Below are 22,390 nucleotides of genomic sequence, written 5' to 3' on the forward strand. Positions count from 1 at the left end.
CAATTCCCGCAAATTGAGCTAAAGGTGCGGCGCCCGAGCGGCTGAGCTGAACCAAGCAGCCCAATCCCTGTTTGCCTGGCAACCAGCCGGGGTGATGGCGCTATTTGGAAACGCACACCCCGGTAGTCCGCTCGTTGCTGCTGAACTTTGTGTTAATGAACTCTCCTGTTGCCCCCTCTCGCCGCATCGGCGTACTGCTCGTCAACCTCGGCACGCCTGACTCGCCCAAAACGCCGGACGTGCGCCGCTACCTCAACGAATTTCTGACCGACGTGCGGGTGATTGACAACCTGCCCGCCGTGGTGCATTACCCGTTGTTTCAAGGCATTGTGGTACCGCTACGGGCCCCGAAGTCGGCCAAAATTTACCAGCAGCTCTGGACCGAACGGGGCTCTCCCCTGCTCTTTCACGGGCTCGATTTGCAGAAAAAAGTGCAAGCCGAACTTGGGCCGGAGTACGTGGTGGCCTTCGGCATGCGCTACCAGAAGCCGAGCATTGCCAAGGCGCTGGAGGAGCTGCGCGAGGCGGCCGTGGAGCGCATCATTGTGCTGCCGCTGTTCCCGCAGTACGCGGCGGCCAGCACCGGCTCGGTGCAGGAGAAGGTAATGGAGATTGTGGGCAAGTGGTGGATTGTGCCCAGCATCAGCTTCATCAGCGCTTTTTCCGACGACCCCGGCTTCATAGGCACTATTGTGGAATTGGGCAAACGCGAGATGGCCAAGCACCAGTACGACCACATCGTCTTCAGCTACCACGGCATTCCGGAGCGGCACATCACCAAGGGCAGCTTCCACAACTACTGCCAGTTTGGGAGCTGCTGCGACACGCTAAACGACAAAAACCGCTACTGCTACCGCGCCCAGTGCTTCGAGACCTCGCGCTTGGTTGCGGCCGGCCTGGGCATCACGCCCGACCAGTACACCGTTTCGTTCCAAAGCCGCCTGGGCCGCGACCCGTGGCTCAAGCCCTACACCGACTTTGCCCTGAAGGATATGCCGGCCAAAGGCATCAAAAACGTGCTGGCCTTCAGCCCGGCCTTTGTGGCCGACTGCTTGGAAACTACCATCGAAGTCGGCGAGGAGTTCAAGGAGATGTTTGAAGAAGTCGGCGGCGAGCATTGGCAGCTGGTGCCCTCGCTGAACTCGGAGCCGCAGTGGGTAGATGCCGTGGCCGCCATGATTCGGCGCAACTAAGAGTTTGCCGCGCGTCGGCTATGCGCGGCGGCGATAGAACGCCCCTGCATCGTAGGAGTCGCGGTCGTAGAACTGGTTGTTGCCCACCGCCGGCGCAATGCCCAGGGCCCGGAGCATGGCTTCTTCGTAGTCGCGGGTAATCTGGATTTCGGAGTACGGCGGGTAGTTCGGAATCGTGTCGGCGGTGAGCGCGGGCACGAACACGTTGTCGCCGTCGGTATCGAGCGAGGCCACGCCAATGGGCAGCAGAATGTGGTTCTCGTGCTTGCCGCGCTTGAACCGGTCGTGCAGCTCAATATCCAGGTACCGCACTTTAAGGGCCTGGGGCTCTACAATCAGTTCGTGCACCACACCCAGGGCCTGGCCATCGCCGCCGCGCACGGCCCAGCCGCGCACGTCCGGGTTGCCATCGGCCACTTCAAAATCGGTTAAGTCGCGCAAACGGCGCAGCACTGGAGTTTCCATAGCTCTTGTAAATGAGGGTTAGTGAGCCGGCTCGCTCAGCATGCGCACCGCGGCGGCGGCTTGGGTCAGAAATTGCTTGTTTTGCTGCTGGTCGGCGGGGGTGGCGTGGCGGCCCGACAGCTGGCCGGCCAGGCTCACCAGGTCGTTGGCGGCCCCTTCCAACTCCGGATAGGCTTTTTGCTGCATGGCTTTAATGAGCCCCGCCGCCGCCACAAATCCCGGCCGCAAACTCGTACTGGCTTCGCCCAGGCGGTTGGTGGCGCTGGTCAGGTTGTCGCGCTGCTCCGTGATGGTGGGGTCGCGTAGGTCGTCGCGGTCGGCCAGGGCCACCAGTACGCCGGTTAGCTTCCGCAGGCCGTTCACGGCGTAATTGGGGTTGGCAGGATTGCCGGTGGCCTGGGCAGCTAGGGTTTCGGCGGTGGAGTTGTCCTCATGCGCCAGGTTCACAGAGTCGGCGGGGGCATCGGCTGGGGGCGGCGTGGCGCGGGCTTGTTCGGCGGCGCTGCCGGGAGCCAGCGAGTCGGCGGGCTGGGCTTCCATGCCGGTGGCATTGGGCGGGGCAGGTTCATCGGCCGGCTCCTGCCGCAGAAAAAAATACGCCGCTACGGCCAAAGCCAGGGCTGCCAGCAGCACCAGCAGCCATGGGCTTGGCGCTGATTTTTTGCGTTGAATATTAATATCCGCCATAAAGAAGTTTGGGTGATGTTTTGCCTTACGAAGCAAACCGAAAAATAGTCAATTTGCGCTATGTTTCAGTTGCGAGGAAAGTGGGCTGTCGCAGCCACCTGGGCTAATAAATAGCGGCTGTAGTCTAACATCTTCTCAGGCGATGACCCCAGGTATTCTCATCCTTCAGAAGGCTACCCAAAGCCAAGCCCCACGGGGCGTGGCCCGCCATTGGGCCACGCCCCGTGGGGCTTGTCAGATGAAATAAGTTACCGGCTAAATCTGGTTGCTCTCCAGGCGCTTAAGCTCCTGATAGGTTCTTTGCGCCTGGCTGTATTGGTGCTCTACGGCTCTGCGCATGGGGCCGGTGAGGGTCTGGTCCTGCAGGGCTTCTTCGTAGGCTTTTAGTGCCCACTCCTCGCCGTAGATATTGGAGCCGAGAATGGCTTTTTCGTCGCGGCCGGTTATGGCGGCTTTGGCGTCCATCCAGCCGCGGTAGAGCTTGCCTTTTAGGGTGGTGCCGGTTTCGCGGTCTCCACCTTGCTGGCGCAGGTACGCGTTGAGCTGATTGGCAAACTGCTGGCTTTGGCTCACCAGCTGCTGGTAGTAGCTGCGCAGCTGTGTGTCCTTGCTTTCCTCCACAGCGCGCCGGTAACCTTCAATCCGGTCATTTACGAAGTAAAGCAGCTCGTGCAGCGTAGCGCTCTGGCCCTTGCCGTTTTTGCCGCGGCGCGTGAGGTAGCTGGCGCCCAGCACCAACAGGGCGCCGCCCACTACTTTTTGGGTAGTGCTGAGCTTGTTGAAGGTCGTGGCCGTTTGGTTGCCCAGGTTTTTGAGCGAAGTCGGCAACTTATTGAGCATCTGGAACATATTGCCCTGATTGCGCCATTGCTGCGCTTGGCTTCCCGCAGCATTGCCGTAAGCGGTAGTTGAGGTGGAAAATTGGGACTGGTCCATGGCGAAGAAAGGATTGGTGAAACTCTCCCGGCTTACGACAAACCTCCCCCAGTGTTAGGCCGAGCTTCGGCCTTAAAGCGCCTAAAAGGGCCGTGGGCGGCGCAGCACCGGGCCCTTTTAGCTCTACTTTTCCGGACCGTAGCCCCTGGCACCCAACGCTTCTATTTTCTCCCAGAAAACCTCCTTAGCCGGCCATAGATCAGCTAAGGAGGCTTCACAATTTTGGCTAGGCGGCTACCGGCCGGTAGAGCTTGGCCAGTTGGGCCACCGCGTAGTCCACTTCGGCCGCGGTATTCATCTTGCTCATCGAGAAACGCACCGTGGCCCGGTCGGGGTCACAGCCGAGGGCTTCGAGTACGTGCGAGCCCGCCTGTGCCCCGCTGGTACAAGCCGAGCCGCCAGACGCCGCTATCTTGCTTATGTCCAGGTTAAAAAGCAGCATTTCGTTGATGGGCGACAGCGGCAGGCTCACGCTCAGCACCGTGTACAGGCTCTGGTCGGCTTGCGCCGACAGGCCATTAAACTGCACGTCGTCAATCTCCGCGCGCAGCTTTTCGATGAACCGGTCCTTCAGGCCCTGCACGTGGGCTTGGTGCGCCGCCAGGTCGCGAATCGCTATTTCCAAGGCCTTGGCCAGCCCCACAATGCCGTACACATTCTCAGTGCCCGAGCGCACGTTGCGCTCCTGCGAGCCCCCGTGAATGAGCGGGCTCACTTGCATGCCGCTGCGGGTGTAGAGAAAGCCCACGCCCTTCGGCCCGTGGAACTTGTGCGCCGACCCTACCAGGAACTGGTTTTTCAGCTTCTGCACGTCGTGCCGATAATGGCCCATGGTCTGCACCGTGTCAGTATGGAACACGGCCTGGTGGCGGGCACAGATATCCCCGATGGCCTCAATGTCGTTCAGGTTGCCAATTTCATTATTGGCGTGCATCAGGCTCACAAAGGTGCGGGGCTGCGTGGCCAGCAGTTCCTCCAAATGGCCCAGGTCTAAACGGCCCTGGGCGTCGTGCCGCACATAATGCAGCTCAATTTCGCCGGTTTTGGCCATGGCCTGCAGCGGGTGCAGCACGGCGTGGTGCTCCAGCGGCGAGGTGATGGCGTGCTTCAGCCCCAGGGTGCGGATGCTGCCAAAAGCCGCGTAGTTATCGGCCTCGGTGCCGCCGCTCGTGAAAGAAATTTCGGCCGGGGCGGCATTCAGCAGGTGCGCCACCGTCTTGCGGGCGTTTTCGATGGCGGCCCGCACTTGGCGGCCCGGCCCGTGCAGGCTGCTTGGGTTGCCGTAGTGTTGGCTCAGGAAAGGCAGCATGGCCTCCAGCACTTCAGGGTCGAGCGGGGTGGTGGCGGCGTTGTCGAAATAAACGAAGGCGGGGGCGGAAGAGGGGTTGGGTGTCATATAAGAAGGGTAAGACCAGAAGAAGCCGGGCGTGGGTGCGCCCGGCCTTTCCAAGATATCATTACACAAACGTCGGACTTTTCGTCCAAACCAACCCGCCGCCAAAACCAGAACGCTAGGCAATCAGCCGCCGCTCTGCCTACCGCACAAAGATTTACGCCTTTACAGCAATAATCTCCTTGATGTCGCCGATGATTTTCTGTGCCAGGTAGTCGGCCGTCGCGTTCGAATCCGACTCGGCGTAGATGCGGATAATGGGCTCGGTGTTGGACTTGCGCAGGTGCACCCACTCCTTGTCGAACTCAATTTTCACCCCGTCAATCGTGTTCACGGGCTGCTTGGCATACCGCTTCTCCATCTGCGCCAACACGTCGTCGGTATTGATTTCAGCGGTCAGCTCAATTTTATTCTTAGAAATAAAATAGCCCGGGTACGAGCGCCGCAGCTGGCTCATCTTCAGGCCGGACTTGGCCAAGTGCGTTAGGAAAAGCGCAATGCCCACCAAGGCATCGCGCCCGTAGTGCAGCTCGGGGTAGATGATGCCGCCATTGCCTTCACCGCCAATCACGGCGTTGGTTTCCTTCATCTTGGTCACCACGTTCACCTCGCCCACGGCGGCGGCGGCGTACTGGCCGCCGGCTTTTTCGGTCACGTCGCGCAGGGCGCGGGTGCTGCTCAGGTTGCTCACGGTGTTGCCGCCGCCCAGTTGCTTGAGCACGTAGTCGGCTACGGCCACTAGGGTGTACTCTTCGCCGAACATTTCGCCGTTCTCGCTCACCAGGGCCAGGCGGTCCACGTCGGGGTCCACCACGATGCCGAGGTCAAAGCCGCCTTTCTCCAGTGCCTTGGCAATGTCGCGCAAGTGCTCGGGCAGGGGCTCGGGGTTGTGGGCAAAGTCGCCGGTGGGCTCGCAGTGCAGCTTTTCCACCGTGGTCACGCCCAGCGCTTCCAGCAGTTGCGGCACGGCAAAGCCACCCGAGGAATTCACGGCATCCACCACCACCCGGAACTTTCGGGCCCGAATGGCTTCTACGTCCACCAGCGGCAGGGCCAAAATGGCCTTGATGTGCTTTTTGAGGAAGGTAGCGTCGGTGGTGTACTGGCCCAATTTTGTGACGGCCGCAAACTCAAAATCTTCGCTTTCGGCCAAGGCCAGCACCTGCTGCCCGTCGGTTTCGGAAATGAATTCGCCCTGGGCATTCAGCAGCTTCAGCGCGTTCCACTGCTTGGGGTTGTGCGAGGCGGTGAGGATGATGCCGCCGGCCGCCTTCTTGGCCGGCACGGCCATTTCCACGGTGGGCGTGGTGCTCAGCCCCAGGTCGCACACGTCGAGGCCCAGCCCCTGCAAGGTGGCAGCCACGAGGCGGCTGACCATTTCGCCGGATATCCGGGCGTCGCGGCCGATGATGATAAGCTTGCTGTCGGTGGCCTGGGTTTTCACCCAGGAGCCGTACGCCGCGGCATATTTCACCACGTCGAGAGGAGTCAGGCCTTGCCCAACAGGGCCGCCGATGGTGCCACGAATGCCGGAGATAGATTTTATGAGAGTCACGGGGTAGTTTTTTGAAAGGCCAAATTTAGGCACTGGCAACCGGTTGGCGGTGCCGACATTTATCTTTGGAACAATGGAAAACTCTGCTTCGATACCTAGTGTTCTGCTTACCAGCGCCCGCCACCCGGCTCAGCTTGAGGCCTTCGGCCGTTTGCTCGACGTTCTGGACCGCCTGCGCACCGAATGCCCCTGGGATAAAAAGCAAACGCTGCAATCGCTGCGCCACCTCACCATTGAGGAAACGTACGAAATCAGCGACGCAATTCTGCGCGACGACCTGCCCGATTTGAAGAAAGAGCTGGGCGACGTGATGCTGCACTTGCTTTTTTACGCCCGCATCGCCGCCGAAAAAGGCGCCTTCGACATTGCCGACGTGCTCAACGCGCAGTGCGAAAAGCTGATTTACCGCCACCCCCACATCTACGGCGATGCGCAGGCCGATGACGAGGACGCGGTAAAGCGCAACTGGGAACAATTAAAATTGAAGGAAAAAGGCAATACCGCCGGCGTACTCGGGGGGGTGCCCACGTCGTTGCCGGCGCTGGTAAAGGCCATGCGTATCCAGGAAAAAGCCCGCGGAGCCGGCTTCGATTGGGAGCAGCCCGAGCAAGTTTGGGAAAAAGTCAAGGAGGAGTTAGGGGAATTTGGCGACGAATACAGCCACGGCCGGCCCGAGCAAATGGACGTCGAACGCGCCGCCGATGAATTCGGGGATTTGCTGTTTTCGCTGGTCAACTTTGCCCGCTTTGCGGGCATCAACCCCGAGGAGGCGCTCGAACGCACCAACCGCAAGTTTATCAGCCGCTTTCAGTATCTGGAAAGTGCTGCTGCGGCCAACGGCGAACGCCTCGCCGACCTGACATTGGCGCAAATGGATATATATTGGGAACAGGCAAAACAACGCCCCACCCAACCCAAAGGCGCTAATTAGCGTTGTCACGTTTCTACCGCTTCTTTGCCGCCCTTCTGTTGGCTCCGGTCAAGTTTTCTTTGGTTGGGCCGCGCTTTTTGGTTAGGTTTGCCCAGCTAAGACAGCGCCGTGCGTAGCTTGTACTTCGATAAGTGCCATTCCAGTCCTTTTGGTTCGGGATTATCGATTGTTCTTTTGCTAGCCCCTGGCGTTCCTACCAACTTTTTGCTTTTTCTTTACCCACTCAATTCAACTACTTCACATTTAACAACCCAAACACTCCAGAACAATGGAACAGAAAAATGCCTTGAATACGAGCCCACGGCCTGCCGCAACGGCCGCCAAAGCCGAAGCCCAAAGCAGCGGTGGTGCCTCGCTGTTCTCCGTCCTGGTTATTATCCTAGCCTTTATCGTCAGCGTTGTCGTTTATAAATTCGTGCTAGGTGATGCAAGCCACTTCCAGGGCGGCAACAACGAGAACAACCCCAACCCCGGTGATTACCTCGGCGTGGTGTACAAAGGTGGTTTTATCGTGCCTATCCTGATGACGATGCTGCTTTGCGTAATCACCTTCTCGATTGAGCGCATGCTGACCATCAGCAAAGCTAAAGGCTCGAAGAGCATCGAGGCGTTTGTACGCACGGTACGCCAGAAGCTGAACACCAACGACATCAACGGTGCCCTGGCCGCTTGCGACCAGCAGAAAGGCTCCGTGGCCAACGTGGTAAAAGCCGGCCTGCTGAAATACAACGAAATGGGCCGTGACCGTACCATGGCCACCGACCAGAAAATCCTGGCCATCCAGAAAGAAATCGAGGAAAGCACCGCGCTGGAATTGCCCATGCTGGAGAAGAATCTGGTTATCATCTCGACCCTGGCTTCTATCGCTACGCTGGTAGGTCTGCTCGGCACGGTATTCGGCATGATTCGCGCCTTCGCCGCTCTGGCGCAGGCCGGCACCCCCGACGCTGTAGCACTGGCCAACGGTATCTCGGAAGCCCTCATCAACACCGCTCTGGGTATTGGTACGTCGGCGCTGGCCATCGTTGCCTACAACTACTTCACGAGCAAAATTGACGAGCTGACCTACAGCATCGACGAGGCTGGCTTCAGCATCATCCAAACCTTTGCCGCTCAGCACGGCAATACGCAGCCTGCCCAGACGGTTTAATTTCCGTTTGTCGGCACTAAGCTGATGCACTAAAACGTGGGGCGATTCGTTCTCTGGAGCGAATCGCCCCCTTTTAACCCCACCTCGCAATGCCTAAAGTAAAACCGCACCGTACCTCGCCGTCGCTCGACATGACGCCGATGGTGGACCTGGCCTTCTTGCTGGTGACGTTCTTCATGCTCACCACCAAGTTTGCCCCCGAGGAATCCGTGGTGGTAGACACTCCGTCATCCGTCTCGGAGCTGAAACTGCCCGAAAACAACGTTATTACGCTCACCGTCGACAAGAACAAGCGTGTGTTTTTCGGTGTCGATGCCAAACAAACCAAAATCCAGGCCCTGCAGCGGGTCGGCGCCAAATACGGCGTGAACTTCACCGCTGCGCAAGCCAAGGAGTTTGGGGACCTGCCCAACTTTGGATTGCCCATCAGCCAGCTCGGCTCTTACCTGGACATGGCCAAGGAAGACCGCAAGCAGGTGAACGACAAGCAACCCGGTGTGCCGCTCGACTCGCTCAACAACCAATTGGTTGACTGGGTACTGGAAGCCCGCCGTGCCAACCAAGCCATCTTCCACAAGCCGACTTATATCGCCATCAAGGGCGACGGCAACGCGGACGTGCCCACGGTGCAGAAGGTTATCAAGGTGCTCCAGGAGAAGGACATCAACCGCTTCAACCTCATCACAGACATGGAGAACAAGCCTGTGGCGGCCTCGCGCTAATTGCGAGCCTGACCCGTAGGAATTGTTTTTCCATGGCATTCACTTAAGCAAATACCATGGCAGAAATCCAACAAAAAGCCCAATCTGGTGGCAAGGGTGGAAAGAAGCGGGCCAAGAAAATGTCGACCAAAATCGACATGACACCGATGGTGGACTTAGCCTTTCTGCTGCTTACCTTCTTCATGCTGACCACCACCTTCGCCAAGCCCAACGTGATGCAGCTCACGATGCCGGTGAAGAAGACCGACGATGTGGAGGACACCAAAATCAAGGCCTCGCAGGCCATGACCATCCTCCTCGGGAAAGACAACAAGGCGTACTACTACTTCGGCCTGAACACCCCGGCCGATAAGACCGTACCAAAGCCGGAGATGAAGGTGACCAACTTTTCGGCCAACGGCATTCGGCAGGTCCTGCTGACGCGCCAGCGCCAGAAGCCGGAACCTATCATTCTTATCAAGCCAACCGAAGACGCCAAGTATAAAAACATGGTGGATATTCTGGACGAGATGAACATCACGAACCAGAAGAAATACGCGCTGGTGAAGGCTCCCAAAGAAGACCTGGACCTTATTAAAGAATCAGCCCTATGATGGACAATGCGCAAATTGCCAAGGCCAGCTTAAACGACATCGTTTTTGAGGGCCGTAATAAGGCATACGGTGCTTATGTGCTGCGCCGCTTGTACCAGCGGCACGTCACCCGGGCCCTGATTATCGCCACAGCGATATTCTCGCTGCTGATTTTCTTCCCGCTCATTTCGCAGTATCTGAAAGACAAGATGCCGAAGGAGCCCAAGAAGAACCTGCAGGAGAACGTGCTGATGGATGCTCCTCCTCTGGACGAGACCAAGCCGCCACCCCCGCCCCCGCCCCCCGAGGCGCCGCCACCCCCGCCCCCCAAGCTCACCACCATCAAGTTCACCCCTCCAGTGGTGAAAAAGGATGAAGAGGTGAAGAAGGAAGAGGTTCCGGACCAGGAGGAGCTGAAGGACAAGACCGTAGCCACCGTAACCGTAAAAGGCAACACGGACGCTCCGGACCTGACCGAGCTTTCGGGCGAAGGCGACAAGGTAGTTGAGGAGGTGGTAGAGAACAAAGTCTACACCTACGTGGAGCAAATGCCCCAGCTGCCCGGCGGCGGCGGCAACGCCGCCATCGTATCAGCCATCCAGAAAGCTACCAAGTACCCTCCGCTGGCTCTTCGCAACCAAGTAGAAGGCCGCATCTTCGTTAGCTTCACGGTGAATGCCCAAGGCGACGTTTCGGATGTGAAAGTGGTAAAAGGGCTGGGCTCCGGCTTGGACGAGGAAACGATTCGGGCGGTGAAAACCCTGCCTAAATTCATCCCCGGCAAGCAGAACGGCCGCGCGGTTAGCGTATCGTTCACGGTGCCAATCACCTTTAAGATTCAGTAAAGCAACGTTCCGGCGCAAGCCAGAACCAGCTAAAACCCCGGATTGGGCCTCACGGCTCGGTCCGGGGTTTTTCTTTGGGCGTACCACTCCCAATGACAATAAGATTTATGTATGCTTGCATACTAATTTAAAACAGTAAGTCGTTGTGCTGGAGCAAGCCAGTAGCGGAGGGCCCCCGCCTGCGTGGCTTGGGTTTGATTTCTCTCACTTCAACCCATTGCTGCCTCTATGTTCTCGCTCCTCACTCATGGCTCGCTCGATGACATCGTCTTCGAGGGTCGCAACCAAGCCTACGGCGCGTTTCAGCTGCGCCGCTCCTACCAGCGCCATTTAGGCTCAGCGCTGCTCATCGCCGTCACGGCTTGCGCGGTGCTATTGCTGCTGCCGCTGGCTGTTCGCTACTTCTTGCCTGAGGTAGTTGTGGCGCCCCCACTTTTTTCCGGGTCGGAACCAGTTCAACCCAAAATTTACGAGTTGCCGAAAGTGAAGCCGATGCTGCCACCGATTGCTAGCCATCCCGCCGTCACGGTTACGCCGCATGCCGAGATTAAAACCCACGTGGTGCCCGACCCTGAGGTAAAGCCCACCGTGGAACCAGCCTTGCCACAGGATGTGGGCAAGGCGGGCCCCGCCACGCCGGGGGCCGAGAACTTAACCGGGGCTAGTGCGGGAACGGGCCCAGCTACTACGCCAGGAGTAGACTCGGCGAAGCCAACAGTTGAGCCAGCCCCAGCGCCGGCTCTGACGGCCGAGGTGATGCCTGACTTCGTGGGCGGGCGCTCGGCCTTGCAGCGCTACTTGCAGAAGCACCTGCGCTACCCCGCGGCCGCGCTAGCCGCCCAGGTTTCGGGCAAGGTGTACGTGACCTTCGTGGTGCAGGCCGATGGCTCTATTGGCGACGTGGTGGTGCTGAAAGGGCTCGGCTACGGTACGGAGGAAGCGGCGGCCCGGGTGGTGCGCGAAATGCCCGCCTGGACGCCCGGCATACAAAACCATCATTCGGTTCCCGTGCGGTTCACGCTACCCATCACGTTCCAGTACGAATAGGCGCGCCGGCCTTCCCTACCGGCAGGAATGCGCCTGACGAAAGCCGAAAGTTGGCCGCAGCTATGAAAAGCGGCTAATTTTCGGCTTTTTTGTGAGCCAGTTCAGGGATAGTCTACTATTCGGCCGAACCTTTAGGGGCAGGTTATTGGTTTTATAACATATTCATTCTTAAATTTTTCCTGTTTATGCTCAACATTCCAACAACCGAAGAACGGCTCGGCAAGTCGCCCCAACGGCTGGTGCGTTACTTTGTGCTGGCGATGGCTCTGGTATATATAGGACTAGGCATCTGGCTATGGTGGTCGGCCGACCAGCCAGCGGGCGGTGGCCTGCTTCAACTAGGCCCCACCGGCCGCCGCGTACTGGGCACAGTATTCCTCCTTTATGGATTGCTCCGGTTCGGCCGGGGCTTTCAGACTCACTTTCGTAAAAACACTTCTTCCAACGACCATGACTAAGCGCGCTCACCTTCTGACCACCGGCGCCGCTGCGGTACTGGCCGGTGCCTTTACCGTTGCCGCCTGCAATGGACCCGGCTCACCGGGGGCACAGGACACGCCTACCAGTGGCACCGTGGCCGTGAGCGTAGACGAGACCTTCGCCCCTATCCTGCAGGCGCAGATAGACACGTTTTCGAAGCTCTACCCCAACGCGCACGTGAAAATGAGCTTCCAGCCCGAAGAAAAGGTGATGCTGGACCTCATCAACGACAAGGTGAAGGTGGCCGTGGTAGCCCGGGAGTTGAACGCGGAGGAAAAGGCCGATTTTGTGAAGCAGAACATCATCCCGCGCACCACGCGCATCGGCATCGATGGCCTGGCCATTGTGGTGAACCGCGCCAACCCGGACTCGCTGTTGACGGTAGCTCAATTGGCTGACATCTTCACTGGGAAAATCAGCAACTGGAGCCAGGTAAGCGGCAAGAAGGGGCTGGCCGACATCAACGTGGTATTTGATGCGAACCGCAGCAGCACCGCTCGCTTCGTGCGCGATTCCGTGACGCACGGCAAACCCTTGACCACGCGGGTATTCGCGGCGTCATCGAATCCGGCCCTGCTGGATTACGTTTCTACGCATCCGAACGCCATTGGCATCGTGGGAGTCAACTGGATTTCTGACCGGGACGACCCGACAGCCATGAAGTTTGCCAACAAAGTGCGCGTGGCCAGCATTACGGCCCGGCCCCACCCCAAACCCGCCGATTACATTCAGCCTTACCAAGTATACTTGGCCGAGAAGACGCCGGAGCAAATGGCTCAATATCCCGATTTGCAGAATTACCCGCTTCGGCGCAACCTTTACGTCATCAGCCGAGAGGCGCGCGCGGGGTTAGGCACGGGGTTTGCATCTTTCGTGGCAGGCAAAAATGGGCAGCTGATATTTCAGAAGTCAGGGTTGCTGCCAGCTCAGATGCAGGCCCGCATCATGACGACCCCTAAACTGTAAGCGCCTTTTGCGCGTACCAACTTTTACTACAGCTTTTTCATCCATTCCCTTTTCCTATGAGTTTCAAGCCCTGGAAACAGCCGCTGCTCGTTGCTATCGCCATGATAGCCGGCACTACGGCAGCCACCGCCCAAAACGTGCAAACCGCCCAACGCGCCATTGAGCTGGGTCGTTTCAACGAAGCCCGCGCTATGTTGCGCCCCGGCTCTTCGCCTGAAGCCGCCTTCGAACTTGGCCGTCTGTATCAGATGCGCGACATGCCGGACTCGGCTGCTTTTTACTTTAACAGAGCCTCGGGCACTTCGCCTTTTGGCAAAGTAGCAGCCGGACGGGCCCTGTTAGCCAAAGGCGAAGTGGGCCCAGCCGAAGCTCAGTTTGACGCGGCCGCGAAAGCCACAAAAAACAAAGACGCCAAGGTCCTGACCATGATTGCGCAGGCTTATGGAGAGTCTGAAGTGAAGGACATCAACAAAGCCCAAAACTACCTGAATGCCGCCCAGACCGTCATCAAAAAGGATGACCCGGCGCTGATGGTTGCTCGCGGCGACGTTTTCCTCCACTCTGACCAAGGCGGTGGCGAAGCCATGACCAGCTACGACCGGGCCATTGCAGCCAACCCAAGCTACGCCCAGGCCTACTACAAAAAAGGTGCGTTGAGCGTGCGTTCGCGCAACTTCAACGCTGCCCGGGAAAGCCTGAACAAAGCCGTTGAGCTGGACCCCAGCTACGCTCCTGCCTACCGCGAGCTGGCTGACATGTACTATTACGCCGGCCAGTACGACTTGGCCCTGAGCAGCTTCCAGAAGTACATTGGCTTGGCTGAGAAGTCGTCGGCTACCGATGCCCAGTATGCATCGTTCCTGTACCTGACCAAGAAGTACCCCGAAGCATTGGCCGAGGTGAACAAGGTGTTGCAGAGCGACCCCAAGAACCTCACCATGAACCGCCTGAAGCCCTACTTGCTGTATGAAACTGGTGATTATGCCGGTGCTGCTACGGCCATGGATACTTACCTGAAAGTAGCTCCGGCTGATAAGCTTATCCCCGAAGACTATGCTTACCAGGCCAAAATCATGAGCAAAACCGGCCGTGGTCCCGAGGCAGTAGCGCTTATCAAGCAAATCATTGCCAAAGACCCTTCCAAAGGCTGCGATCTGCAGAACGACCTAGCGGCTATCTATGCCAACCAGAAGGACTACAAAGGTGCAGCTAACGTGTACAAGTATAAGCTGATCAACTGCAAAGGCGACCTGACGGACCAGTTCCGCTTGGCTACAGCCCTCACCGGCGACAAGCAGTATACCCGCGCCGATAGTGTGTACAACATCATCCTCACCGCGAAGCCCACGTACGCCCCCGGCTACCTGGCCCGCGCCAAGGTGAATTCGTACATCGACCCCGAAGCCAAACAGGGCCTGGCCAAGCCTTACTATGAGAAATACATCGAGCTGTCGAAAGCCGAAGGCGCTGACCCTGCTAAGTTCAAGGAAGGCGTGGTAGAAGCCAATGGCTACCTCGGTGTGTACAACTTCCAGAAAGGCGACAAAGCTGCCGCGCTGGGCTACTTTGAGCAAGTGCTGGCCATGGACCCCGAGAACAAGGGCGCTGCTAACAACATCAGCATTCTTAAGGCAAAGCCTCGTGCTACGACCACTGCTAAGAAAACGACGACTAAAACTACTGTCAAGAAAAAGTAGTTGAGCCGAGCAGATACATAAAAAAGCCCCGACGTGATACGTCGGGGCTTTTTTATGTATCATGATTTACTAACACCTAAGAAGCCGATGCCCACGCCCGCCACTTCTCGAGCACTGCGGCAAAATCGTCTGGGAGCTCCACCTCAAAGAATATCTGCTTGCCGGAAGTAGGGTGCACAAAGCCCAGGGAGCGGGCGTGCAGCGCTTGCCTAGGCATCAGCTGAAAAGCATTCTCGACAAACATCCGGTAGCTGCCCGTGTTCTGGCCCACCCGAATGCGGTCGCCCCCATAAGTAGCATCCGAAAAGAGCGGGTGGCCGATGTACTGCATATGCGCCCGAATCTGGTGGGTTCGGCCGGTCTCGAGCACGCACCGCACCAGGGTTACCGGCCCAAAGCTTTCGAGCACCTCATAGTGCGTCACAGCGGGCTTGCCTTGTTCCCCACCGGGAAATACTGCCTGTACCTTACGGTCGCGCACACTACGGCCAATATGGCCCCGAATGGTGCCCGTTGGGCCGGGTGGCGTGCCCCACACCAAGGCCAGGTAGCTGCGCTGGATGGTATGGTGAAAAAACTGGTTTGATAAGTGCGTCATAGCAAATTCCGTTTTGCCAATCACCAGCAGGCCCGACGTGTCCTTATCGATGCGATGCACCAAGCCCGGTCGTATTTCGCCGTTGCGGCCCGTGGGCAGGTTGGCTAGGTGGTGGGCCAATCCATTCACCAGTGTGCCCTGCCAATGGCCGTAGGCGGGGTGCACCACCAGCCCGGCTGGCTTGTTCACAATCAGCAGTTCCGAATCCTCATAGCGGATGTCCAAGGCCATTTCCTCGGGCACCACCCGGTCGTCGCGCGGCGGCTCGGGCAGGGTGATGGTGATGGTGTCCTGCGGCTTCACCCGATAATTGGGCTTAACCGGAACGCCGTTTACTTCCACCGCCAGGGCGCGAATAGCTTCCTGGACTTTATTGCGCGACGTGTTGCGCAGCCGAGCCTGCAGGAACTTGTCGATGCGCAGCAGCTCCTGCCCCCGGTCCACGACGATGCGGTGGTGCTCATAAAGCTCGTCACCTCCTTCGATTTCATCCGGGTCGACGCCCTCCAAGTCTTCGGCGTCTAATTCATTGCTTATCATACCTGACGCATTTACATATGAAAAAAGCCGAAGCAAACGCTCCGGCTTTTCTGCTATCAAGCGGCGAGTGCCGCTTACTTCTTGGTCTTCGTTTTGGTTTTGCTTGCCGCTGGAGCTGCGGCAGGCGCCGGCGTTGCTACCGGACCCGATTTGATGGGAGCAGCGGCGCCGGGGGTGATGCCCATTTTCTTCAGCACCAAGTCGGAAATGTCGCCATCCTTGGGAGCGTGCAGCAACAGGGGGCTTCCACCGCCATCGGAATTGAAGATGTAGGTGAAGCCGTTTTCATTGGCGACAATGTCGATGTTTTTCTGGAGCTTGTCCAGGGCCGGCTTCAGCAGGGTTTGCTGCTTCTGCTGCAACGACTGCTCGGCGCTGCGCTGGAACTCCTGAATGGACTGCTGCAGCCCTTGCAATTCCTTCTCTTTGTCGGCTTTAACTACATCCGTCATGGTGGGGCCACCCTGCTGGTAAGCTTTCAGCTTCGTTTCGAATTCGCCGCTTTTGCTTTTCAGCTGAGCAGCGAGCTGGTCATTATACGTCTTGAGCTCCGATTCAATTTGCTTGCTTTCGGGCATCTGGGCCAACACGTACTGCACGTCGGTATAGCCAATTTTCAAGGGGGCCTGGGCCTGCGCAGAAGTGGCAGCCAGGGTTCCGGCGGTCAGCAGAGCGGCGGCGAGCGTCAGACGAAAGATTTTCACGAGGTTCATCAAAAGAAAAAAGGTCAGAAAAATGTTGGGACAAAGGTAATTACTTCCGGCTCTTCTTGGTCGAGCGGGTAGGCTTGGGCGCTGGCTTGTTTCCGGAGGCCGGTTCCGGCGTACCGGAATCAGACTCAAAGTTGGGGTCCACTGGGGTTTTAGGCGGCGCCACGGTTTTCACGGCACCTTTCGGGCCGGGCTGGTTGCGGTCTTCGGCGCCCAGGCCCAACTCCTCCAGTACAAATTCGGTGTAGTCGTGGGCAGGGTTGGTATAAAGCATGGTCAAGTCACTGGCCTTGTCGAAGACAACCGCCAGCTGCTTCTTCTTGGCCACTTTTTCCACGGCCTCGAATACCTTGTCCTGAACTGGCTTGTTGAGTTCCTGCCGCTTCTTGAAAAGCTGCCCTTCGTAGCCGAACTGCTTGTTCTGGTAGGCTTTGATGTCTTGTTCCTTCTTCAGGATTTCGTCCTGCCGCTTCTTCTTCATGGGCTCGGTCAGCACCACTTCTTCCGCTTGGTAGTTGTGGTACAGTTTATCAAGGTCCTTTTTCTGGGCCTCGATTTCCTTTTGCCAGGTTTCCGAGATGGCGTTCAATTCGGCTTGGGCCTTGGCGTACTCCGGCATTTTGGCCATGATGTACTCCGAATCAACCCAGCCGAATTTTTGCGCCCGAACACCAGACGCGACCATAAGCAACAATAAGGCCAGCAGCAAATAACGGAGGTTCTTCATAAAGAGGAAACGTGAAATGACGCCCGCCTAGTGTTCAACTAGCGAATTTGCTGCCCAATAATAAAATGGAAGTGGTTGGGGTCCTGCTTGGTGCCCACGGCAGTGCCCACCGGGGGTACCACGGAATCAAAGCCATGACCAAAATCAAAGCCTAGCAAACCAAATGCCGACATGAAGACGCGGGCTCCTACGCCAGCCGAGCGGTACAGCTTGTAGGGGTTATAATTGGTGTAGGAGTCATACGAGTTGCCTGCTTCCGCGAAAGCCAGCACGTAGACCGTCGCAGCGGGGTTAAGGCTAACCGGGTAGCGCATTTCCAGCACGTACTTGTTGAAGGCAATGCCCCCCGACTGGTTGTTCTGGGCCGTGGGAATGGCGAACGTGCTGTTGGGGTCATCGTATCCACGCAAGCCCACGTAGTCGGTGCCCACCAGGAAGTTGCCGCCGCCGTTGTAGCCCAGGCCCGCGCCGCCCATCTTAAACCGTTCAAACGGCCCAATCGTGCGATTGGAATTGTAGTTGCCCAGGTAGCCAAAGTGGGCGCGGGTGTTCAGCACCAGCTTGCCCACGATGGGCGTAAACCACGAAGCGTCAAAAATCCATTTGTGGAATTCAATCAGCTGGCTGGTATTGGGATGGTTGGGGTTGAGCAGCGAATACGGCGGGGTCAGGTTCACGCTCAAGCTCAACGAGGAGCCGCGCCGCGTATAGGTCGGGTTGTCGATGCTATTGCGGGCCAGCGTGGTGTTGAAGGTAATGTTTGTGGCATAGCCTGTAGCAAAACCGGGCAGCAACGCATAGTTCTGCGTCTGGTATTGGCTTACCGAGAGCGAGTTGCTGAGCGTAAAGTAGTCATCCGGCACGCGCAGCTGGCGGCCCAGGCCCACGGTAGCACTGTTTACCTTAATGAAGCTGCTCGTGGAAGCGTCTAGGCTGGTGCCGGCACGCTGGATGCTGTGGTTCAGGCTAAAGGAGAATGAGTTGGGCCGCCGGCCGCCCAGCCAGGGCTCCGTAAACGAGAGCGAATACGCCTGATACTGCACGCCGTTGGCCTGCAGGTTCAGCGCCAACCGTTGGCCATCGCCCGAAGGCACCGGGGTCCAGTTGCGCAGCGTGCCAGCTTTCCGGAGTGAGAAGTTATTGAACACCAACCCTACTGTACCGATAAAGCCTGCGTAACCGCCCCAGCCACCCGACAGCGTTACCTGGTCGGAAGGCTTTTCTACGACCGTATAGTTGATGTCTACGGTACCATCTACTGGGTTTGGCACGGGGTTGATGCCGATTTTTTCCGGATCAAAATAGCCCAAGGTGGCTATTTCCCGCTGTGAGCGGATGAGCAATTCCCGGTTGAATTTGTCGCCGGGCAGCGTACGCAAGGTGCGGCGCAGCACATGGTCGCTGGTCTTGGTATTGCCCGCAATGTTAATGTCCTTGATGTGCGCTTGCACACCTTCACTCAGACGCATCTCAATGTCGATGGAGTCGCCTTCTACCTTGGTTTCTACCGGGTCGATAGTGAAGAACAGATATCCGTCGTTGAGGTACAGTGAGGAGATATCCTGTCCGGTTGGGTTGTAGTTCAACCGTTTATCTAAAATCTCCTTGCTGTACGGGCTGCCGGGCTTGATGCCGAGCACATTGGCCAGCGTCTTGTCGTCGTAGAGGTAGTTGCCACTCCAGGTGATATGCCGGAAATAGTATTTCGGGCCTTCATCAACCCGAATCCGCAGGGCCAACCCTTCCTTATCGCGCACCAGCGTGTCCGACACAATGGTGGCATCCCGGTACCCTTCGGCGTTGTAAAATTCGAGCAGCTTCTTTTTGTCCTCTTCGTATTCGTTACGCTGGAATTTGCCCGCGGTCAGGAATTTGTAGGGTTTGCGCTCTTTGGTCTTCTTCAGCTTTCCTTTCAGCTTACGGTCGGTAAACGCGTTATTGCCTTCAAAGGCAATATCATGGATGCGCACTTTTGACCCCTTGTCCACATCAATGCGCAGGGCCACACTGTTCGACAAAGACGAGTCGGCCACTTGTAGGATGTTCACCTTGGCATCCAGATAGCCCTTGTTTACGAAGAACTTGCGCACCTGCGTCCGCGTGTTATTCAGCAGGGCATCCGTCACCACTTTACCCCGAATCAGGGTAATCTTTTTGGTGAGGTCTTCCGTCTGGCTTTTCTTGATTCCGGTAAAAGTAAACTTCGACAAGCGAGGACGCTCCTTCAGGTTGTAATCGAGGAAAATCTTATTGCCCTCAATGCGCGCGATGGTCACGCTTACATCGCCCAGAATGCCTTGGGCCCACAGTTTCCGAATGGATTTGCCAATTTCTTCGCCTGGCACCGTAATAGCGTCCCCCACGCGCAAACCAGTCAGCCCGATAAGGGTATTGGGGTCGAGGTAGCGGGCGCCACTTACGGTGATGCCCCCTAGCTCATACCGTTTGGGCTCCCCTGCTCCACCGGGAGCAGCTTGCTGTGCCAGCACTGAGCGGGCCAACAGGCTTCCTAGCACCACCAGTGTCAGCACACATTTTACCAAAAAATTACGCACAACTATCATTACAAAAAATTAAGATACAGCGATTTGCTCACTGGTTTTGCCAAATCGCCGCTCCCGGCGCTGGTACGCCCGAATGGCCTCCTGAAAATGCTGCTTTCGGAAATCCGGCCACAACAAATCGGTGATGTAAAGCTCTGTGTAAGCTAATTGCCAGAGCAAAAAGTTACTAATGCGCTGCTCGCCACTGGTCCGAATGAGCAGCTCCGGGTCGGGCATATTGGCTGTTACCAGGTAGCTTGCCACGGTAGCTTCCGTCACATCGGCGGGCTTAAGCTGGCCGCTGGCCACGTCGGCAGCCATCCGCTTGGCCGCCTGCGTCAAGTCCCAACGGCCGCTGTAGCTCAAGGCCAACACCAGGGTCATGCGGGTGCCGTCTTTAGTTAGCTCCATGGCCTCGGCCAACTCACGCTGGCAGTTGCCAGGCAGGGTGCTGATATCGCCAATGGCTTCTAAACGAATGCTGTTTTTGAGCAATGTCGCCGTTTCCTGCCGGATGGTATGCACCAGCAACTGCATCAGGGCCATTACCTCCAGAGCCGGCCGGTTCCAGTTTTCCGTCGAGAAAGCATAAAGCGTCAGGTAGCGCACGCCGAGTTCGGCCGCTTCCTCCACAGTCTCGCGCACAGCGGTAATGGCGCTTTGATGCCCAAACACGCGCAAGCCGCCCCGCTGCTTGGCCCAGCGCCCGTTACCATCCATGATAACAGCCACGTGGGCAGGAATATTATGAGTATCTATTTCGGCCTTGCCGGTCATGCTTGCGGTTTCGCTAAAAGAGCCCGCAAGTTACGGAAATGGTTGCATTTAGCAGCCGAAGACGAAGTGAGAACTACCCATGGATGGGGTACCCGGCCCACCTCTTCACCCGTCATTACTGCAAGACAGCTACTACTTCAGTAGGTGTTCGTTGTTCTTATACTGGTCAGGGCAGAGGATTTTATAGAAAGTATAAGATAGGCTTACTCCACTGTAATAATACCAATCTTGGTCATGAGGATTTACCAAGAGTGGGTCTTGGTCAAATAGATGGTCGAGATTGTCCGTAAATGCTTTGCGGACACCCGCCTCCAAACCAAGATTGATGTGTTGCGAAAGCGCATACTTGATTCCTGCCCCTGCCGGTATGGCAAAGCCCAACATTGAGCCCTTGCGATTAAACGCTTCGCCGAGCATCGCATTATTGGTTACCGTAGTGGTGTTGGCATAAAATGTGGCAACCCCCACGAATAAATAAGGCGTAAAATGAATCTTGTTCGTGCGGAGATGATAGTCCATGAAGTTATACTCCATCACCGCCGATGCCTCCAGCAGGCTTCCTTTCGTATTTGCCTGCCGATAATTTTGCAACGGCGGCACGCCGCCATTCACGCCGGTCACGTTGTCATCGGCCGCGCGGAGTAAGCCCGCGGTAAAAGCCCCGCGCAGCGTGATGGGCACCGATACATCGCGCCGATAGAAGGCTGTAAACGCCGGCCGATTATTCTTTAACTGATAGTTAGGAGAAATTTCCCCGCGGTAATTGGTAGCGCCAATTCCTATCCCTACCTCACTCGTGCTTTGAGCAGTAGCATCTGCGCAAAAAAGCGCACTCCCCGCTTGCATGAGGCAAACGAGGAGTGCGCTTTGGTAAACTGACTTCGTCATTCAAACTGACTGTAGAGTAAATAATCAGCCAGCAAATTAGGCTAGCGGAACTTGGGATTCTTGATGCGAGGCGTCAAAATATAATTCAACGTCACACCGGTAACGATGTACCAGTCGGTCTTATTGCCTTTGTCGCCCCGAATAGCACCTGGAGCATCAAAGCCGGGAAAGTTGGTCCGGTCTTTGGTAATAAAATGCCCGAAGTATTGAGCGGCAGGCGTAGACAAATTCGACACCGGAGCATATTTACCACCTACGTCATCGATGTAGTCGGTAAACGTTTTGCGCCAGCCAACTTCTAAGCTGGCGTCAAAGTTACGATTAATGCGGTAGCGAATGCCACCACCAAAGGGAATTGAAATCTGGGTTTTGCTGTAAGCGGTGGCTTGGCCTTCGGTCTTCAGGTCTGCCAAAGCAATATATTGGCCTTCAGATAGGCCCAAGGTGTTTTTCCCCACCAGTCCTTTCGGATTGTTGTAGAAGCCGGCAACGCCTGCGAATACATACGGCACAAAGTCCGGACGCTTTAGGTAGTTATTGCGGTTTTCGATGATGTCAAAAATTGCAACTGCAGACGCTTCGAACAAATCATTGCGAAAGCTCATGTTCCGGTTGTAGCGGAATTTGGAATCTGCACCTTGCTCATCAGCGGCCAGGTTGTCATCGCCCGTGATGCGACCGTAGCTTAGGCCGAAGCGGCCCGAAAGACGCGGGTAAAAACGACGGGTGATGGAAACACCGGCACCCACGCGAGTCGCGCCGAAGCGGAGGCTGGTGAAGCTCGTAGTAGGCGTTACATCGCCAAAATAGTTTACAGCGTTGAGGCTGAAGCCCACGGAGTTATACTGCTTCCGCTTACTGAACTGCTGGGCATCGGCATCCGGCGTAGCCACTAGGGCCAAACCGAGCACAAAGGCCGTAGAATACGTGAAAATATTTTTCATAAGGCAGCTAAAATGATGATGCGA

General features: G+C 57.0%; 22 protein-coding genes. 10 read left to right on the plus strand and 12 right to left on the minus strand.

Annotated elements, in window-relative coordinates:
- Positions 1-155: 155 nt before the first annotated feature.
- On the plus strand, positions 156-1,193 hold the full coding sequence (gene hemH, locus AUC43_RS02205; RefSeq protein ID WP_068198100.1) for a ferrochelatase: 1,038 nt from the start codon (positions 156-158) through the stop codon (positions 1,191-1,193).
- An 18-nt stretch (positions 1,194-1,211) separates the two neighbouring features.
- Here the strand turns inward: hemH and AUC43_RS02210 are convergent, their stop codons facing one another.
- The 5 genes from AUC43_RS02210 to glmM form a co-directional block, all read right to left on the minus strand.
- Positions 1,212-1,658, minus strand: a complete 447-nt coding sequence (locus AUC43_RS02210; RefSeq protein ID WP_068189287.1) for a PRC-barrel domain-containing protein — start codon at positions 1,656-1,658, stop codon at positions 1,212-1,214.
- An 18-nt stretch (positions 1,659-1,676) separates the two neighbouring features.
- On the minus strand, positions 1,677-2,345 hold the full coding sequence (locus AUC43_RS02215; protein ID WP_068189289.1) for a hypothetical protein: 669 nt from the start codon (positions 2,343-2,345) through the stop codon (positions 1,677-1,679).
- A 255-nt stretch (positions 2,346-2,600) separates the two neighbouring features.
- Positions 2,601-3,281: a ferritin-like domain-containing protein gene (locus tag AUC43_RS02220; RefSeq protein ID WP_068189295.1), complete on the minus strand. Its 681-nt coding sequence runs from the start codon at positions 3,279-3,281 to the stop codon at positions 2,601-2,603.
- A gap of 226 nt (positions 3,282-3,507) precedes the next feature.
- Positions 3,508-4,677 carry a cysteine desulfurase family protein gene (locus AUC43_RS02225; RefSeq protein WP_068189300.1) on the minus strand — a complete coding sequence of 390 codons (1,170 nt, stop codon included), beginning with the start codon at positions 4,675-4,677 and terminating at the stop codon, positions 3,508-3,510.
- Positions 4,678-4,831: 154 nt separating this feature from the next.
- A complete protein-coding gene (gene glmM, locus AUC43_RS02230) occupies positions 4,832-6,229 on the minus strand; it encodes a phosphoglucosamine mutase (protein WP_068198102.1) in 1,398 nt (465 codons plus the stop codon).
- Positions 6,230-6,302: 73 nt separating this feature from the next.
- Between glmM and mazG the strand changes: the two genes are divergently transcribed.
- From mazG to AUC43_RS02275, 9 genes are all read left to right on the plus strand, one after another.
- On the plus strand, positions 6,303-7,160 hold the full coding sequence (gene mazG, locus AUC43_RS02235) for a nucleoside triphosphate pyrophosphohydrolase (RefSeq protein WP_068189305.1): 858 nt from the start codon (positions 6,303-6,305) through the stop codon (positions 7,158-7,160).
- Positions 7,161-7,428: 268 nt separating this feature from the next.
- Positions 7,429-8,310 (plus strand): MotA/TolQ/ExbB proton channel family protein, encoded by an 882-nt coding sequence (locus tag AUC43_RS02240; RefSeq protein ID WP_068189308.1) that lies wholly within the window; start codon positions 7,429-7,431, stop codon positions 8,308-8,310.
- A gap of 89 nt (positions 8,311-8,399) precedes the next feature.
- Positions 8,400-9,032 (plus strand): ExbD/TolR family protein, encoded by a 633-nt coding sequence (locus AUC43_RS02245; RefSeq protein WP_068189312.1) that lies wholly within the window; start codon positions 8,400-8,402, stop codon positions 9,030-9,032.
- 56 nt (positions 9,033-9,088) lie between these two features.
- The gene (locus AUC43_RS02250) at positions 9,089-9,625 is read left to right on the plus strand and encodes an ExbD/TolR family protein (protein WP_068189315.1); all 537 of its coding nucleotides are present in this window, start codon (positions 9,089-9,091) and stop codon (positions 9,623-9,625) included.
- Entirely contained in the window at positions 9,622-10,449 is an 828-nt protein-coding gene (locus AUC43_RS02255; RefSeq protein ID WP_233254084.1) for an energy transducer TonB, read from the plus strand. The genes AUC43_RS02250 and AUC43_RS02255 overlap by 4 nt, the downstream gene beginning before the upstream one ends.
- A gap of 228 nt (positions 10,450-10,677) precedes the next feature.
- Complete coding sequence (locus tag AUC43_RS02260) at positions 10,678-11,496, plus strand: energy transducer TonB (protein WP_068189321.1); 819 nt, start codon at positions 10,678-10,680, stop codon at positions 11,494-11,496.
- A gap of 185 nt (positions 11,497-11,681) precedes the next feature.
- Positions 11,682-11,954 (plus strand): hypothetical protein, encoded by a 273-nt coding sequence (locus tag AUC43_RS02265; protein ID WP_068189323.1) that lies wholly within the window; start codon positions 11,682-11,684, stop codon positions 11,952-11,954.
- The gene (locus AUC43_RS02270; RefSeq protein WP_068189331.1) at positions 11,947-12,942 is read left to right on the plus strand and encodes a PstS family phosphate ABC transporter substrate-binding protein; all 996 of its coding nucleotides are present in this window, start codon (positions 11,947-11,949) and stop codon (positions 12,940-12,942) included. The genes AUC43_RS02265 and AUC43_RS02270 overlap by 8 nt, the downstream gene beginning before the upstream one ends.
- Before the next feature lie 56 nt (positions 12,943-12,998).
- Entirely contained in the window at positions 12,999-14,639 is a 1,641-nt protein-coding gene (locus tag AUC43_RS02275) for a tetratricopeptide repeat protein (protein WP_068189334.1), read from the plus strand.
- A gap of 76 nt (positions 14,640-14,715) precedes the next feature.
- Here AUC43_RS02275 and AUC43_RS02280 read toward each other — a convergent pair whose 3' ends face one another.
- From AUC43_RS02280 to AUC43_RS02310, 7 genes are all read right to left on the minus strand, one after another.
- Positions 14,716-15,777 (minus strand): RluA family pseudouridine synthase, encoded by a 1,062-nt coding sequence (locus AUC43_RS02280; protein ID WP_068189337.1) that lies wholly within the window; start codon positions 15,775-15,777, stop codon positions 14,716-14,718.
- 74 nt (positions 15,778-15,851) lie between these two features.
- Positions 15,852-16,481 carry an OmpH/Skp family outer membrane protein gene (locus AUC43_RS02285; protein ID WP_233254085.1) on the minus strand — a complete coding sequence of 210 codons (630 nt, stop codon included), beginning with the start codon at positions 16,479-16,481 and terminating at the stop codon, positions 15,852-15,854.
- A 49-nt stretch (positions 16,482-16,530) separates the two neighbouring features.
- The gene (locus AUC43_RS02290; protein ID WP_068189343.1) at positions 16,531-17,214 is read right to left on the minus strand and encodes an OmpH/Skp family outer membrane protein; all 684 of its coding nucleotides are present in this window, start codon (positions 17,212-17,214) and stop codon (positions 16,531-16,533) included.
- Between the two features lie 38 nt (positions 17,215-17,252).
- Positions 17,253-19,745 carry an outer membrane protein assembly factor BamA gene (gene bamA, locus AUC43_RS02295; RefSeq protein ID WP_233254086.1) on the minus strand — a complete coding sequence of 831 codons (2,493 nt, stop codon included), beginning with the start codon at positions 19,743-19,745 and terminating at the stop codon, positions 17,253-17,255.
- Between the two features lie 42 nt (positions 19,746-19,787).
- Entirely contained in the window at positions 19,788-20,534 is a 747-nt protein-coding gene (locus tag AUC43_RS02300) for an isoprenyl transferase (protein ID WP_068189349.1), read from the minus strand.
- Positions 20,535-20,666: 132 nt separating this feature from the next.
- Positions 20,667-21,422 carry a type IX secretion system protein PorG gene (gene porG / locus AUC43_RS02305; RefSeq protein ID WP_068189352.1) on the minus strand — a complete coding sequence of 252 codons (756 nt, stop codon included), beginning with the start codon at positions 21,420-21,422 and terminating at the stop codon, positions 20,667-20,669.
- A 41-nt stretch (positions 21,423-21,463) separates the two neighbouring features.
- A complete protein-coding gene (locus tag AUC43_RS02310; RefSeq protein WP_068189355.1) occupies positions 21,464-22,366 on the minus strand; it encodes a DUF6089 family protein in 903 nt (300 codons plus the stop codon).
- Positions 22,367-22,390: the final 24 nt, after the last annotated feature.

The sequence above is a fragment of the Hymenobacter sedentarius genome (assembly GCF_001507645.1).
Taxonomy (GTDB): domain Bacteria; phylum Bacteroidota; class Bacteroidia; order Cytophagales; family Hymenobacteraceae; genus Hymenobacter; species Hymenobacter sedentarius.

Coding starts and splice junctions, on each gene's coding strand:
- AUC43_RS02290 (WP_068189343.1), bottom strand. CDS start 17,214: ATGAAGAACCTCCGTTATTTGCTGCTGGCCTTATTGTTGCTTATGGTC.
- AUC43_RS02260 (WP_068189321.1), top strand. CDS start 10,678: ATGTTCTCGCTCCTCACTCATGGCTCGCTCGATGACATCGTCTTCGAG.
- hemH (WP_068198100.1), top strand. CDS start 156: ATGAACTCTCCTGTTGCCCCCTCTCGCCGCATCGGCGTACTGCTCGTC.
- AUC43_RS02300 (WP_068189349.1), bottom strand. CDS start 20,534: ATGACCGGCAAGGCCGAAATAGATACTCATAATATTCCTGCCCACGTG.
- AUC43_RS02275 (WP_068189334.1), top strand. CDS start 12,999: ATGAGTTTCAAGCCCTGGAAACAGCCGCTGCTCGTTGCTATCGCCATG.
- mazG (WP_068189305.1), top strand. CDS start 6,303: ATGGAAAACTCTGCTTCGATACCTAGTGTTCTGCTTACCAGCGCCCGC.
- AUC43_RS02220 (WP_068189295.1), bottom strand. CDS start 3,281: ATGGACCAGTCCCAATTTTCCACCTCAACTACCGCTTACGGCAATGCT.
- AUC43_RS02255 (WP_233254084.1), top strand. CDS start 9,622: ATGATGGACAATGCGCAAATTGCCAAGGCCAGCTTAAACGACATCGTT.
- AUC43_RS02245 (WP_068189312.1), top strand. CDS start 8,400: ATGCCTAAAGTAAAACCGCACCGTACCTCGCCGTCGCTCGACATGACG.
- AUC43_RS02210 (WP_068189287.1), bottom strand. CDS start 1,658: ATGGAAACTCCAGTGCTGCGCCGTTTGCGCGACTTAACCGATTTTGAA.
- AUC43_RS02310 (WP_068189355.1), bottom strand. CDS start 22,366: ATGAAAAATATTTTCACGTATTCTACGGCCTTTGTGCTCGGTTTGGCC.
- AUC43_RS02215 (WP_068189289.1), bottom strand. CDS start 2,345: ATGGCGGATATTAATATTCAACGCAAAAAATCAGCGCCAAGCCCATGG.
- AUC43_RS02225 (WP_068189300.1), bottom strand. CDS start 4,677: ATGACACCCAACCCCTCTTCCGCCCCCGCCTTCGTTTATTTCGACAAC.
- AUC43_RS02265 (WP_068189323.1), top strand. CDS start 11,682: ATGCTCAACATTCCAACAACCGAAGAACGGCTCGGCAAGTCGCCCCAA.
- AUC43_RS02240 (WP_068189308.1), top strand. CDS start 7,429: ATGGAACAGAAAAATGCCTTGAATACGAGCCCACGGCCTGCCGCAACG.
- porG (WP_068189352.1), bottom strand. CDS start 21,422: ATGACGAAGTCAGTTTACCAAAGCGCACTCCTCGTTTGCCTCATGCAA.
- AUC43_RS02250 (WP_068189315.1), top strand. CDS start 9,089: ATGGCAGAAATCCAACAAAAAGCCCAATCTGGTGGCAAGGGTGGAAAG.
- AUC43_RS02280 (WP_068189337.1), bottom strand. CDS start 15,777: ATGATAAGCAATGAATTAGACGCCGAAGACTTGGAGGGCGTCGACCCG.
- AUC43_RS02270 (WP_068189331.1), top strand. CDS start 11,947: ATGACTAAGCGCGCTCACCTTCTGACCACCGGCGCCGCTGCGGTACTG.